The following is a 14365-nucleotide window of genomic DNA, read 5'->3' as shown; positions in this document are numbered from 1 at the left end:
TTCACTAATGGCAGGCACTTTTCAGCTTGGTGTGGCTTAGTTCCCAAGCAACACAGCAGTGGAGGTAAAGATAACCTCCTTGGGATAAGCAAACGGGGAAATGCGTATTTACGCACCCTGTTCATCCACGGCGCCAGAGCCGTGTTGCAACACAGTTGTCATAAACAGGATAAATTTAGCTGCTGGGCAATCCAGTTAGCAGAACGCCGAGGTTTTAACCGAGCCTGTGTAGCCGTCGCCAATAAACTCGCGAGAATGGCATGGGTTATCGCGGCGCATGACGAAGAATATCGACTTCCAGTATAGTGCTGAATAGATTCAATAAACGTTAATAACTAACCAACCAGCAAGTTGCTAAGACACTTGAATTGATGATGAGACAGTCAGACTGATCTACCGAAAACCTTAGCTCGGCATAGGCTCATAATGAAGCCGCAAGGATGATAAGGACAGTAGAAGCAGATATCCATCAGGGCCAGAGGCATACCTCAATAACAGGCCGGATATATGGGTGCAATGAACTCTTCTCAAAATCGCTATCGAATGTCTTGCAAACCGGATGGGTCCATATATGCCTCAGCACCAATACGAAAGTGCTGCCGCGAACGCTCGGTTTGTGCGCCCCAATAACAATCGACGGGGACTTTCACCTCACCCATAGTGTCGTGTTCGATTCGATATTGCTGTTCCATGCGCATCTCCTTCGCTAAAACCCTCTAAGCCTTCACCATACTCGCTCAGGGCGAAAGTACAATTAACCTCCAACAAGGAGTATCAATGATAAGGCTGATTTAAACGTAAAGATTGGCGTAAAGGCAGGCGGAAGAGCGTGAATTGGCAGGATTAGCGAGGCACTAACACAGCAGACTAAAACAGTAAAAAGCAGATTAACAAAAGCGCAGACCTAGAAAGTCAAAAGGGGCATCGCCCTTATGCTGATGCCCCTTTCGGTTTTGTGCCTTACGGTCATATGACCCTTTGCCCTTTTTGGCTTTCTCGGTGCGGGTCCTAAACAGGGGACTCGTCACTAACGCTTTAAGTGCGTTGTCGGTAATGGTGCCTCGGCCACTTTCGTGTTCTAAGGTCATATTTTGCGGTTTTTGTTTAGTCATTTTATGCCTCACTGCTTAATGAAAGTTAAGCCCATGGCCTAACAGCGCAAACTATAACGCAATCAAATCAGATGTACAGAGTTTGTGCACTCCAACATAAAAAATGGCGTTGACTAGTAGGAAAGTATGATAGATTATTCAAACAAAAATAATATATTAAGCTTAATAATCAATAAGATTTAGTTAATGAATTTTAAGATTTAGTTTACGGATTTTGCCATAACCTTTATTGGCACTCAGGTTACACTTTGTAATCGACAGATAAGGAGATCAATTTGAAATCCACCTTAGTCGCTCAACCTTGGCTCGGCGCACTGCTCTTGCTGATGACGCTTCAAGCCCCGCTCGCCAATGCCTTTTCCAGTTCAGACGCCTGTGTGATTACCATGGGGTATCGCACCAGCGAACGCTTACCTTTTATCGGAGATGAGCCCAATAACACGGGATTTTATCACGATCTTTACCAAGCAGCGGCGGACAAGATTGGCTGCAAACTCAATATAGTGCGCGCACCTAAATTACGCATACTGCGGGATCTCAAGCTCGGCAACATCGACTTTTATCCTGGGCTTAACTTCACCGAAGATCGGGCTAAATACGCGCATTTTATCCCTAATGGACTTTCACAACGCGCCATAGGCATTAGCCGTGCAGGCGCCGCCGATATTCGCTCGATTGAGCAGTTGGTCAACAACAAGATGACCCTCTTAATCGCCCCCGGCAGTTACGACTTTGGCGGCCTGCCCGACAAAATACAAGTACGTAAACCGCCTGAACTCAATGTGTCTAAAGCCTTGGATTATTTGCTTTCAAACCAAGGGGATTTTTTCATCTACGATCAAACCACACTGCATTATTACCTAAAGGATCGCAACCCAACTCAGTTCAAACTCCACTATAACTGCTGCCAATCTGCGCAGGAAATGTACCTCGGCTTCTCGAAAAAAAGCCGTCACTTCCGCGGTAGACACAACCCTAACTATCACGCCGAAAACCCCATCAGCCCAGATAATAATCCCACAGTGTTAGCGCCTGATTCTAAAGCTTTCCAGTTTGCCAAAGCACTCGCTGCCATGGATTCCCAAGGCGAAACTCAGCGGCTGTATAGCAAGTATTTTGGTTAGCTCAAGTCTTAAAAACTCACGCCTCCTCTAACGGCCGATAAAGCAGGTTCCATTGATACGCTTATCGATGATTGATGAGCACAATGTTTAAAGAGTCAAAGAAAATCATGGCCTAAGTGATTCAAGTGCGAGGGATTTACCTCCTGCTCATGCCTTATTCTGTTTTTAGCCCGCTTTATTGCCCTCTGCGACAATATGCCGCACCTGTCACTCTTAGATGCTCTTTATAATGCAGCGCAATTAATCCAAGTGAATGGAAGACAATAAGATGGCTGCAAATTCTGCGTATTTATCTCACCCGTTTAAAACTTCAGTAATTTCCTCATCCCTCGCAATCGCGATGGGCTTATCGTTAGCACCGCAGGCAATGGCCGATGACAGCGAATTAGCCAATATTGAACGCTTAGAAGTCCACGGCCAACAGACCGAAAACCGCAACACGCTAGGTTCGGCTGAAAATCTACTGAAAGGACAAGGGGTCGATTTCTCCGAAGCGGGCGGCGTATCGGCCCTGCCTATTCTCAATGGCATGATGGGCGATCGCATTAAAGTGCTGGTTGATGGTGCGGACATTACCGCTTCCTGCGCCAACCAAATGAATCCACCGCTGTCCTATATTTCTGCCAATCAAGTCACCACAGCCGAAGTGATTGCGGGCGTATCGCCAGTCAGTGCCGGTGGCGACAATATTGCGGGCGTGATTAAAGTTAGCAGCCTTAACCCTAAATTTGGTGAAAGCGATAGCATCAAGTGGAATAGTGGCGATATTTCAACGGGATATCGCAGTGTGAGTGACACCTTGCTACTGGGCACCCATGCCACAGTTGCCAGCAAAAATATCAGCCTAAGCTATCAAGGCGCCTATGAAGATGCCAACAGCTATAAAGATGGCAATGGCGATAAAGTCATCGATACCCTGTACAGCGCACAAAACCATGCATTGACCGCCGCATGGCGCGATGAGACTCAACAAGTTGCTATCAAACTGACCCATCAGAATATTCCATTTCAAGGTTTTGCTAACCAATACATGGATATGACGGATAACAAGAGTTACGGTGCCCTCGCCCGTTATCAACTTAAACTCGACGATGACGGCGAATTCAGTGCCCAAGTAAACTGGCACGGCGTGAAACACGAGATGGGCTTTTTCACCCCAGAAAAAACCGGCAAGATGCCGATGAACACTGAAGGTGACGACTACAGCTATCAACTGCACTGGCGCTTGCCAATGGGCGATGACAGCACCTTACTGGTCGGCCAAGAATTCTATAGCTACCAGCTCGACGATGTGTGGCCTGCAGTGCCAGGCACTATGATGGCGCCGAATGATTACATCAACATCAACGATGGCGAACGTCGCCGCGCCGCCGTTTATGGCGAATGGCAGCAAGATTTGAGCCCTAGCTGGTGGTTATCGGCGGGTGTTCGCTTTGAATATGTAACCACCAATACCGGTGAAGTCCAAGCCTATAGTGACATGCCAATGATGGGCATGCCGAATATGGATGCCGCTGCGGCGCAGGCCTTTAACGAGATGGACAGAGAGCGTAATGATGATCTGATCGACGCCACCTTACTGGCGCGCTATCAATTATCAGCTAATCAACAACTTGAGTTTGGTTTAGCCCGCAAGAATCGTGCACCCAATCTGTACGAGCGTTACAGCTGGGGCCGCGGCACTATGGCGACCACTATGATAGGTTGGTATGGCGATGGAAATGGTTACGTGGGTAATCCGGATCTTAAACCAGAAACCGCCCATACCCTGAGCGCGGCCTACAAATATAACGGTGATAGCTGGCAAGTCTCGACCACAGCTTGGTACACAGCTGTGACTGACTATGTCGATGCCGAAGTCATTGGCAGTTTCAATCGCACTAGCTCAGCTGATGGCAAACGCAATATTCTTCAATTCACTAACTTAGATGCCAATCTCTATGGTGCACGCTTTAATGCGCTCTATCAGTTTGCTGAAACCAACACAGGCAAATGGCAAGTGTTAGGCAAAGTGAATGTAACCCGTGGTGAGCGAGATGAAGGCAATGAGCCTTTATATCAAATCAAGCCGCTGCAAACCGAACTGGCACTGCAACATCAACTCGGTAACTGGGAAAACAGTCTTTCATGGCAATGGGTTGCGACCAAAGATCGTGTGGATGACCGCCGCCTTGAAAATGAAACCGACAGCTACTCCTTGCTCAATTTAAACAGCAGCATGAAATGGCAGGATCTGACTGTTACCTTCGCCGTGAATAATCTGTTCGACAGCTACTATGAGCTGCCACTGGGCGGCGTGAGTGTGGCGGAATTTAAGGCCGATAATACCAATGGCTTTAAGCAGATTGCCGGTGCAGGCCGCTCGTTTGAACTCAGCGCAAGCTATGCGTTTTAACGACCGATTTTAAAGGCACTGTTTTTAATAACATCGTTTTTAACCACATGGCTTTTTAACGACACGGTTTTTTAGGGCGAATAACTCTAATCCAAACGTTAAACAAAAAGGGCAAGCAGATTAAGTGATTAATCGCTTGCCCTTTTCTATGCTCAAACCATATTCATGTTACTGACGCTAAAGCACTGGCACTACAACGCTGAGACGACTTAAGCACTATGCACAAAGAGTAAAACTATGGATTAGTTACCCGCAATCTTCATTTCAGATAACAAGATACCGCCGGTACGAATCGATGAGCGCAGATCAAAATCCTTACTCACGGCTTGCACGCCACGGAACATCTCTTTCAAGTTACCCGCGATAGTGATTTCTTCCACTGGATATTGGATCTCACCGTTTTCAACGTAAAAACCTGCAGCACCACGGGAATAATCGCCCGTTACCATGTTCACGCCTTGGCCCATAACTTCGGTCACAATCAAACCTGTGCCCATGTCTTTTACCAATTCGTCGAAGGTTTGGCCTGTGTGGCCGAGCGTCCAGTTATAGATACCGCCCGCATGGCCCGTGTTAGTTAAACCTAACTTGCGCGCCGAGTAGCTGGTCAGCAAATAGGTTTCTAACATGCCGCGGTCAATAATGCGTCTGTCTTGAGTCGCCACACCTTCACTGTCGTAGTTCGCGCTCGCCAGTGCGCCCAGTAAATGCGGCTGCTCTTCGATATTGAACCAATCGGGGAAGATTTGGGTGTTGATCGAATCCAATAAGAAACTGGATTTACGGTATAAACTGCCACCACTGATCGCACCGATAAAGTGGCCGATTAACCCTGTGGCGATATCTGGCGCTAATAAAATAGGTAAACGCGTCGTCGCGATCTTGCGCGCACCGAGGCGGCTTACCGTCTTCTCGGCGGTCTTTAAACCGACCGTTTCAGGTGACAGCATCTCGCTGAATTTACGGGCAATAGTGTAATCGTAATCCCGTTGCATATTGCCTTCGCTATCTTCACCGATCACGCTGCAACTTAAGCTATAACGCGAGCTGCAATAACCGTTTAAGAAACCGTGGCTGTTGCCATACACTTTAACCGCAGTGTGGGCATTGGCACTGGCGCCGTCGGAATTATTAATGCGCGGATCGGCATCGAGCGCCGCTGTTTCAGCGCGGATCGCCAGTTGGGCTAACTCATCGGGGGAAATATCTTGTGGATAATACAGCTGAAGATCGCGGATCTGAGTTGCCATCAAGGCTTTATCGGCAAGACCACTGAAAGGATCGGGCGAAGTGTAACGGGCAATATCGTCGGCCGCTTTCACCGCTAAGGCAATGGCCTCTGGACTTAAATCCGACGTCGATGAACTGCCCTTGCAACCATCGCGGTAAACCGTAATCCCTAAGGCACCATCTTTATTAAATTCAACGGTTTCGACTTCTTTTAAACGGGTAGAAACCGACAAACCTTGTTGTTTACTGATTGCCACTTCGGCAGCATTCGTTCCTAATTTGTTGGCATATTCCAGCGCCACGGCCACCGCATCTTTCAGCGCGCCCAATTCACTATCGATTCTGTTCAAAGACACAAAGCTACTCTTTCGTTGTCGGCAATTGCCGTAGCATAACAAACACAAATCCCATTCACATTAATTATTCACCGCCGACTTAGGCTTGAGAGCGTATCCTAAGCACATTCACCTAGGCGATTTTTGGCTGGAGATGTTATTATTAGCCAGTAAATTACTTGAGGTTTTATCTATATGAAGATTGTTGGTGATTCAGAACATTTTAAACAGCCCTACGACATAGATGAAGATTATGTCAGCAGTAAAACAACGGACAAGCGTGATAGCGAAGCCGTGCAAAAAGTCGGTATGGAGCTTGTTTCACTGAGCAAGACTCAGCTAGATAAAATCGAGCTGGATGAGTTTTTGTACGACGCTATCCTGCAAACACGCAAAATCAAGGTTAATACTGAGGCGTATCGTCGCCACATGCAGTATATCGGCAAATTGATGCGTAATTTTGATATCGAGCCTATTAAGGCTTCACTCGCTATCGTGTTGAATAAAAACAACAACGAAACTGCGAAGTTGCAGATGTTCGAAAAAATGCGTGAACGCTTACTCAGCCAAGGTGATGCTGAAATTCAAACCTTAGTTGAGCATTATCCGCAATTAGACAGACAGAAACTGCGTACTTTGGTGCGTCAAGCGACCAAAGAACTGGCCAAAGGTCCAGAATCAAAATCATCTAAAGAGCTGTTTAAATATCTACGCAGCGAAATCCAAGACTAATTAACTTCAGCCCCACAAGGATGTTGCTTATGCGACTTAGCAAAACGTTATGTAGCCTAGCTTTGCTTTTTATTGGACTATTTGGACTCGGGGCCTGTAACGGCCCTGCGGACGAAGATAACGGTGGCACAGATGCCACTGACGGTATCTATAAACTGTCTATCGACTTTAAGACCTTATCGGGTTCTGAATGCGGCAGTGTTACTTCACTCCAAAGTTTCCCTAAAGACACAGGTTTTTGCGCAGTCGCGAAGTTAAAGAAAGGCTCAGCTATAGTGAGCAAGCAGAAAGTCGACTTTACGACAGACCTTGGTGTATTAACACCTAATAGCAAACTAACAGACAATAACGGTGAAGCCATTATTATCGTTAGTAATCCTGATTTACTTGTCAATGCAGGGACAATTACTGCAACGACAACTCCAAAAGATTCCACAACGGCGCTAACAGCTACGCGCAAGTTTGAGTTTTTAAGTGCTAGCGATGGTACCTCTCCTGCAGCTCCTAAACTCAGCGCCAGTATTTTAAATAGCTCAGCCTTAGTGACTCGCTTCAAAGTCGATGAGTCGGTACAACTGCAAGCCATATTGCTCGATAGCGAAAGCAACGGCATCGAAGGCGCGAAAGTGACGTTCAGCGCCGGCTCTGCAGCGCTGAATCCTGCAAGTGCATTAACCGACAATCAAGGTATTGCCCAGGTGCCTTATACGCCAAGTGCAACTGAATTAGGGGCAAACTCCCTCACGGTCACAGTGGACTACCAAGGTCAATCGCTGCAAACCAGCAGTCTGTATGAAGTCTTGAGTAAAGATGCGGTCAATCAAGAAGGTACGCTGAAACTCGGCTCATTCAATGGCGCTGTCTTTACTGAAGGTAAACTGGCGAGTACCTTAACGGCCGATGCCAATGGCGCATATAAGATCAGCGCAGGTGGCAGCTTTGGGGTGACCGCAAGTTTAGTCTTAGAGGCCAATGACGGTACTATTACCCGAGTGCAAACCCCCTCTTCCATCAGCTTTAGCTCAGATTGCACCAACAGCAATAGTGCGACACTCGATACCCCAGTGACGACCTTATCGGGTAATGCGAGCTCAACCTTCCAAGACACAAGTTGCAGTGGCAACAGTGAACGTAGCGACCAAATCATCGCCACGACAGTAGCAGGTAATCAGACGCTAACGGCAAATTTCCCATTTACTCTACAACGCCAAACCCTTGCCAGCTTAAGTTTTGAGTCGGCAGAGCCGGCACAAATTCGCATTAAAGGTGCGGGCGGCACAGGTGCAAGCGAATCCTCTTTAGTCAGCTTCAAAGTCATCAGTGCCGATGGAAAGCCTACAAAGCAACAAAAAGTCAGCTTTACCTTAGACACTGTGGTTGGCGGATTAAGTTTTGACAATGGCACTGCGAATGCGCAAGGCCAGACTAACTCCCAAGGTATCGCCAGTGTGCGAGTATTATCCGGCACAGTCCCCACACCCGTGCGCGTAGTTGCTACTGCCGTTGACGCCGATACGAGCGAAGTGATCACTAGCCAATCTGAACAGTTAATCGTGGGTACTGGCTTGCCGCAGCAACTGGGATTCAGTTTATCGACTTCAATCTTCAATCCTGAAGCAGGTGACTTTAGTGGTGAAACTGCAACGATCACCATTCGAGCCTCAGATAGTTTTGGCAATCCAGCGCCCGATGATACCGCGGTTAACTTCACCACAGAAGGCGGCCAGATCCCGACATCATGTGTCACTAAAAATGGCACTTGTAGCGTCGTTTGGACATCACAATCAGCACGCGTACCCGATCACCGCATCACGATTCTCGCTTATGCCTTAGGTCACGAAACCTTCTTCGATACCAATGGCAATAACATCTTTGATGATGCCGATATCAGTAAAGACATCAATGGCACGCCAGTGACTGACTTAGCCTGTTTAACTCGGTCAGGCGTCGCAAAAAAATGCACCGGTAATGGCATGGACATCGAAGCCTACCTTCCTAGTGGTTTCAGTGATCTAGGTGATGCGTTTAGGGATGACAATGAAGATGGTATTTGGAATTTAGGTGAAAAGTATTTAAATACTAAAAATAGTGACACCTACCTTTCTGCCGATGGCAAGTTTAACGGTCCACAATGCGAAAGTGCACTCTGCGGCAAAGGCCAAGCCAATAAAACCTATATCCGCAAAGCCTTAGTGATGAGTATGTCAGGCTCACAGGCTTATATCAGTGTGATGCAAGACGGTGTGTTATTGCCGAGTGTGAATGACATCAAACCTGTGGCCGTTGGTGCTAGTTCTGAGTTTGTAGTATTTGTCCACGACAGTGCGAATCAAATCATGCCAGCTCAGACAAGTATCGAATTGTGCGTCGATTGTGCTGGTGCGCCTAAAACCTTCGAGGTTCCCAATACTGTGTATGCGAAAGGCAGTCTAGGTTCACCACTGAAATTTACGGCATCGGCCAACACCAGCGTATCGGTGAAAGTCACGACCCCTAAAAATGTCATCACTGATGGCTTAGGTTTCACAGTACCAGCGCTTTAAAACTCAATTAAGCAAACTGAAAAGACCCGCGAATGCGGGTCTTTTTATTGGAGGATTTTATTAGAGGATGACAACCCACAGCCCTTAGATCTACTACACATCTTTAGTTATAGCTGTGCATCTATGAGCCATGACTCTCACTAATTTTATAGCTCTTAATTTTGTAGCTCTACTGCGCGGCGTAAACGGAAACTACGTAAAGCCAAATACAATGCTCCCACAGCCGCCCATATAAGCCCCAGCTCTAATGATTGTGGCTCTAAGTTTGCCCAAAGCACGCCAATAGTACCGGCGCCACACAGGGGCAATACTAAGTATTGTAGGTGATCCTTAAAGGATTTATTACGTCGATCCCTTAGGTAAAACTGCACAATCACGGATAAGTTTACGAAGGTGAACGCCACTAAAGCACCAAAATTCACTAAGGCTAGCGCCATTTCTAAATCAAATGAGACGGCAGATAGCGCAAGCGCACCCACCAACAAGACATTAAATGCAGGGGTTCGCCATCTAGGATGGATATAAGCAAACCCTTTACGTGGCAACATATTATCCCGCCCCATCACATATAAAATCCGTGCAACCCCAGCATGGGCAGCCATACCGGATGCCAATACGGCAACTGTGGTCGCCACTAATACGATGGACTGGAATAGATTACCACCCACATAGAGTGCAATTTCAGGCAATACCGCATCAAGCTCCTTGAAGCGGGAAATATTGGGGAAATAAAGCTGAAGGAAATAAGACACGCCGACAAAAATCACCCCACCAATCAAGGCGGTCAACACGATAGCGCGAGGAATAACACGCTGCGCATCCTTCGTTTCTTCGGTCAGCGAGCTCAAACCGTCAAAGCCGAGGAAGGAAAAACACAAAATAGTGGCGCCAGTAAATAACGGCACAATCGCCATATTATCGGTATAAAAAGGTCGTACGCTCGCAATCGCACCTTCGCCTTCACCAAGGGAAATGCTATAGGCCATTAATGCTATAAACACGAGGATAATGGCGATCTGCACAAACACTATCACCCCATTAAAGTTAGCCACCAAATCAATCCCTTTAAGATTGAGCAGGGTCATTATGGTCACGAGTGCGAAAATGAAGATCCAAGGTTCGACAGTGGGGAACATGGCCGTTAAATAGATTTTTGCCAGCAACATGTTGATCATTGGCATAAACATATAATCAAGCAGTGACGACCAGCCCACCATAAAGCCGACATTCGGACTAAAGGTTTTCTGGGCGTAGGTGTAGGCTGATCCCGCGTAGGGATATTTACGCACTAAGTGGCCATAACTGAACGCGGTAAACAAAATTCCCGCCAGCGCGAATAGATAAGACGTAGCCACATGGCCAGAGGTAATCTCAGAAACAATACCAAAGGTGTCAAAAACAGCCATAGGCGTGAGATAGGCGAGCCCCATCACTACCACTTGCCATAAATTAAGGGTCTGCTTCAAACCCGGTTTGTGTTGACTCATGAGCACGCCCCCATTGCACAGGGGTGAACAGCTAACCATGCATCTGCAATTGGTTCTGGCATGTGACTCACCATCAGCACTTTAGGCTTAATGGCTAACTCAACAACTTGATTTACGACAATGACCGAAAATTCGGCGCACAACAGCCCCATTGATTTGTCCTCATTAAAATAGGTTCAGCCGAACCTCATATCATTTCCGGATGTTTACCGGCCTCAATTGTTTTAAAACGCTTACTCTCTAAATAAAAATAACCGAGATACTGAGTACCTCGGCCATTTTTTCGGCGCGCATTCTCCCCCAAAACCCGCTAGAAGACAACCCAACAAGGGCACTTTGCTGGCTATCTGCGCGATGAAAGTTAACTTAACGGAATAAGCAGGGATAAGCTCAAGACAGGATAATTGTTCATTTGTATTAAATTTGTTATTGGAAATGAAGCAGATATAGATATAATCGTTCGGCAAAAAATTAAACAGGGGCCGTTTAATTTGCGAAGCGACTGCTTCATTTGTTTTATCGCATCAAAAGGAAGATGACATGCGTAAAATTACTTTAATCTCTCTGGCCATTGGCAGCTGTTTTCTCGCCGCCTGCGCCGCAAAACCACCTATTATCGCTCAAGAAAAAACCGTTGAAATCGATGGTATTAACCTAGTTTTTGGTGGCAGTTTTGATACAGAACGCAAAAACATTTCACTCTCAGTAAATGGCGACTCTGTTATGAAAGGCACTTTCCCTCCTTATACTCCGACCCAAAACTTGAGCGGTAAATACAAGGATTTCAAAATTTCTAGCCAATGCTATTTCGGTTCAGTGCTCAGCAGCCAAGGTGGCGCATTTGGCGCGATTGCCGGCGTCATTCAAGCGACTAAGTCGAGCTCAGGCGATAAGTGCGATATGCTCGTCGATGGTAAAATTGTAGAAAGTCTTTACTTCTAAAGATTAATTACAGAAGTACCTAAACAGCCCCTGTAAAGTTCAAGCCCAGTAAACACTCGCGAGATACTCTGTCCCGCGAGTCCATCAAAGCTGATTAGCTTCAGCCAACAATCTCGCTCTGCGCTTTATACCCCAGATCGCTAAGCAAAAGAAAACCGCAAATAAGCCCCAGAGTTGTAGCCACTTGGGCATCACACTTGCCCAACTTGCGCCCATTTGATTAAGTTCTAACATGCCCATAATTGCGGGTACGGCAGGAATAAACTGCGAACCTAACACTAGCGGTTCAGGAATGAGCGCTATCGGCCAGACAAAACCCGACACGAATAGGATCGGCATTGAAATCAACAGTAGCACTTGGGTCGGTAAATCGCGACGGGTAAACAAGGTGCTCATGGCGACCCCAGCAGCGGCGGTAGCCAATAAAAAAGGCAACAACCATAATGCCACTGTGCCAAGGCTCGCTTGAATACTGACGTGATACCAGTGGTAGCAATAGCCGACGTAGAAGCTAGTAAAAAAGAGATAAATCAACATGAAGGCGAGTATTCGCCCACATAAGAGTTGTACGGGCGAGACCTGCTGCCAATAGCCCTTCTGGCGCCATTGCCCCGCCCCCAGGATCCCTGTACCGATCAGCAGTGTTTGATGCAGGATCAGCAAAAATAGTCCAGGTACCACATATGGCGTATAACCTAGGCTTGGGTTAAAGGCCGGCACGCTATTTAAGTGCATCGAGTTCAGGTTCTGCTCGGCCTGTTTAGGATTTGTGCCTTGGGCCAACATGCCAATCAATTGCACTTGCTTGCCCGCGTCCATACCCGCGCTCACTAAACCTTCGACAACCGCGGAATAAATCAGGAAATAACTGGCATCGCCGCCATAACTTAACGTCACTCCCTTACCCAGCATTAAGTCACGGCGGAAACCTTCTGGGATCACCAGTAAGCCGTGGGCCTTGCGCGTCTCAATAAAACGCTTCGCCTCGGTAATCGAACCCACTTGGCCTATGACTTGGATTTTTGCACTGGCGTCAGCATGGCGGATCAACTGGCGGCTTAAGGAAGAATGGTCTAAGTCCACCACGATCAGTTGTTGCTCGGTCGGTACTTGGTTTAAATAGGGTAAAGGATACAAAATCGAATAAAACAGCACGCCGCCAAACAAGGTCACTGCGATCGCTTTATCGCTAATAATCGCCTTAAGTTCAGTTAACATCAGTCGCCAGATATTCATCCTATTGCCCCTTCGCAGGCAGAGCTACGCCCGAGTCAACTACTGCCACCACATTATTCGCGCTAACCGTGCTCGGCAATAATTGACGCGATAGCAAATAGATCAAAGGCAGCAAACAGATAAAGCCCCAATAACTGCTGAGTTGGCCCGCCACGCTCGGCCAAGTGGCACCGTAACTGACGACGCTCACATGGGACTCAATATAGTGGCTCGAAGGCATAATAAGTCGCCACCACTGGGCTAATTGCGGCATCTCATGGGTGGGGAAAGTGATGCCCATAAAGGCAAACGCGGGCGCAAATAAGGCCGTGCAGAAACTAATGACCCGCGCACTGTCACGCATCACGACAAAGATGAATAACACTAGACTCCAGACCGCCAGTAACATCACCAATTGTGCCACCAGCAATAGGGCCAAACTGCCCGCCATAGGCAACGCGAGATACAAGTAAAGCCAAGTTAAAATAAAGCCGCCCTGCAGCATCAATATCGGCGTAAACAACACCACTTTCGCCAGCACCTTAGGCCAAAAATGCTCGGTTAAGGTATTCGATATACCATTGACCTGAGTTGTGGGCGCGAGATGCAGCTCTCGATTTAAGCTGTTGGCCATCACTAGCATAGATAACAACTGCCACAGCGCAATCAGCACTGGCGGCACTAAGAAGCCTATGTAGTTGTTATTTCGGTTAAAAAGTGCCGTTGTTTGGCTTTTGACTGGGCTTAAATTGACTGCAACTTGGGATTTAGGCGTGCCGTTGGCGAGCTGTTTTAAGCCTGCGACATGCAATAAACCGTCACCCAGACTCAGCTGAATTTGGCTTGAGAGTAACTTGCCCACCAGCAAAAATTGGCTGTTGTAGCGCACATCTATGGTGGGCTTATGGCCAGTGAGCAAATCTTTTTTCATATCATAGGGAAAGACCACGATAGCGTAGACTTTCGCCTGCTGCATCGCCGACACGGCCGCGGCTAAATCGGTGAAGTTTTGTGGCTCAGTCACAGGATTAGCCTTCAGCTGACGGGTCAGCATACGGCTTAATTGACTGTGGTCTTGATCGACAATCGCCACCGGTAGTTGCCTTGGTAAGCCTGCACTGAACAGCCACCACAGGCATAACATCCCGATAAGCGGAATATAACTGATCAGCGCCAGCTGCCAAGGGTCGCGCCACAGCGCATTGAGCTCACGGCGAACTAACGCGATGAGCAAGGCCATAACGCTTCTG

General features: G+C 47.4%; 13 protein-coding genes. 6 read left to right on the top strand and 7 right to left on the bottom strand.

Translation table 11 applies throughout. The features are described from left to right. A partial coding sequence (locus Q4Q54_RS17610; protein ID WP_311989128.1) for a transposase occupies window positions 1-306 on the top strand: 306 nt, incomplete at its 5' end. 230 nt (window positions 307-536) lie between these two features. Here Q4Q54_RS17610 and Q4Q54_RS17605 read toward each other — a convergent pair. Together Q4Q54_RS17605 and Q4Q54_RS17600 are read right to left on the bottom strand one after the other, a co-directional pair. Further along, window positions 537-692, bottom strand: a complete 156-nt coding sequence (locus tag Q4Q54_RS17605; RefSeq protein ID WP_311989131.1) for a hypothetical protein — start codon at window positions 690-692, stop codon at window positions 537-539. A 195-nt stretch (window positions 693-887) separates the two neighbouring features. Further along, entirely contained in the window at window positions 888-1112 is a 225-nt protein-coding gene (locus Q4Q54_RS17600; protein WP_006087026.1) for a ribosome alternative rescue factor ArfA, read from the bottom strand. Window positions 1113-1387: 275 nt separating this feature from the next. Here Q4Q54_RS17600 and Q4Q54_RS17595 point away from each other — a divergent pair, with 275 nt between their 5' ends. After that, on the top strand, window positions 1388-2236 hold the full coding sequence (locus tag Q4Q54_RS17595; RefSeq protein ID WP_311989127.1) for a transporter substrate-binding domain-containing protein: 849 nt from the start codon (window positions 1388-1390) through the stop codon (window positions 2234-2236). Between the two features lie 268 nt (window positions 2237-2504). After that, entirely contained in the window at window positions 2505-4631 is a 2127-nt protein-coding gene (locus Q4Q54_RS17590; RefSeq protein WP_311989126.1) for a TonB-dependent receptor domain-containing protein, read from the top strand. A 242-nt stretch (window positions 4632-4873) separates the two neighbouring features. Here Q4Q54_RS17590 and pmbA read toward each other — a convergent pair whose 3' ends face one another. Continuing rightward, complete coding sequence (gene pmbA, locus Q4Q54_RS17585; RefSeq protein ID WP_311989125.1) at window positions 4874-6217, bottom strand: metalloprotease PmbA; 1344 nt, start codon at window positions 6215-6217, stop codon at window positions 4874-4876. 174 nt (window positions 6218-6391) lie between these two features. On the opposite strand from pmbA, the gene yjgA reads away from it, so the two are divergent. Together yjgA and Q4Q54_RS17575 are read left to right on the top strand one after the other, a co-directional pair. Then, window positions 6392-6928: a ribosome biogenesis factor YjgA gene (gene yjgA, locus Q4Q54_RS17580; protein ID WP_006083240.1), complete on the top strand. Its 537-nt coding sequence runs from the start codon at window positions 6392-6394 to the stop codon at window positions 6926-6928. A gap of 29 nt (window positions 6929-6957) precedes the next feature. Continuing rightward, a complete protein-coding gene (locus Q4Q54_RS17575; RefSeq protein ID WP_311989124.1) occupies window positions 6958-9471 on the top strand; it encodes an Ig-like domain-containing protein in 2514 nt (837 codons plus the stop codon). A gap of 155 nt (window positions 9472-9626) precedes the next feature. Here the strand turns inward: Q4Q54_RS17575 and Q4Q54_RS17570 are convergent, their stop codons facing one another. Further along, window positions 9627-10958: an APC family permease gene (locus Q4Q54_RS17570; protein WP_311989123.1), complete on the bottom strand. Its 1332-nt coding sequence runs from the start codon at window positions 10956-10958 to the stop codon at window positions 9627-9629. After that, a complete protein-coding gene (locus Q4Q54_RS17565) occupies window positions 10955-11110 on the bottom strand; it encodes a hypothetical protein (RefSeq protein WP_311989122.1) in 156 nt (51 codons plus the stop codon). The genes Q4Q54_RS17570 and Q4Q54_RS17565 overlap by 4 nt, the downstream gene beginning before the upstream one ends. Before the next feature lie 388 nt (window positions 11111-11498). Between Q4Q54_RS17565 and Q4Q54_RS17560 the strand changes: the two genes are divergently transcribed. After that, the gene (locus Q4Q54_RS17560; protein ID WP_220776333.1) at window positions 11499-11900 is read left to right on the top strand and encodes a hypothetical protein; all 402 of its coding nucleotides are present in this window, start codon (window positions 11499-11501) and stop codon (window positions 11898-11900) included. Between the two features lie 84 nt (window positions 11901-11984). Here the strand turns inward: Q4Q54_RS17560 and Q4Q54_RS17555 are convergent, their stop codons facing one another. Beyond that, window positions 11985-13136, bottom strand: coding sequence for an ABC transporter permease (locus Q4Q54_RS17555; protein WP_311989121.1), 1152 nt, complete (start codon window positions 13134-13136; stop codon window positions 11985-11987). Window position 13137: 1 nt separating this feature from the next. Then, entirely contained in the window at window positions 13138-14355 is a 1218-nt protein-coding gene (locus tag Q4Q54_RS17550; protein WP_311989130.1) for an ABC transporter permease, read from the bottom strand. Between the last annotated feature and the right edge of the window lie 10 nt (window positions 14356-14365).

Source organism: Shewanella sp. SP2S2-4 (assembly GCF_031932025.1).
GTDB lineage: Bacteria > Pseudomonadota > Gammaproteobacteria > Enterobacterales > Shewanellaceae > Shewanella > Shewanella baltica.
This window is presented reverse-complemented; position numbering and strand designations above follow the sequence as displayed.

Coding starts and splice junctions, on each gene's coding strand:
- Q4Q54_RS17600 (WP_006087026.1), bottom strand. CDS start 1,112: ATGACTAAACAAAAACCGCAAAATATGACCTTAGAACACGAAAGTGGC.
- Q4Q54_RS17550 (WP_311989130.1), bottom strand. CDS start 14,355: ATGGCCTTGCTCATCGCGTTAGTTCGCCGTGAGCTCAATGCGCTGTGG.
- Q4Q54_RS17590 (WP_311989126.1), top strand. CDS start 2,505: ATGGCTGCAAATTCTGCGTATTTATCTCACCCGTTTAAAACTTCAGTA.
- Q4Q54_RS17565 (WP_311989122.1), bottom strand. CDS start 11,110: ATGGGGCTGTTGTGCGCCGAATTTTCGGTCATTGTCGTAAATCAAGTT.
- Q4Q54_RS17575 (WP_311989124.1), top strand. CDS start 6,958: ATGCGACTTAGCAAAACGTTATGTAGCCTAGCTTTGCTTTTTATTGGA.
- Q4Q54_RS17605 (WP_311989131.1), bottom strand. CDS start 692: ATGGAACAGCAATATCGAATCGAACACGACACTATGGGTGAGGTGAAA.
- Q4Q54_RS17570 (WP_311989123.1), bottom strand. CDS start 10,958: ATGAGTCAACACAAACCGGGTTTGAAGCAGACCCTTAATTTATGGCAA.
- yjgA (WP_006083240.1), top strand. CDS start 6,392: ATGAAGATTGTTGGTGATTCAGAACATTTTAAACAGCCCTACGACATA.
- Q4Q54_RS17560 (WP_220776333.1), top strand. CDS start 11,499: ATGCGTAAAATTACTTTAATCTCTCTGGCCATTGGCAGCTGTTTTCTC.
- Q4Q54_RS17555 (WP_311989121.1), bottom strand. CDS start 13,136: ATGAATATCTGGCGACTGATGTTAACTGAACTTAAGGCGATTATTAGC.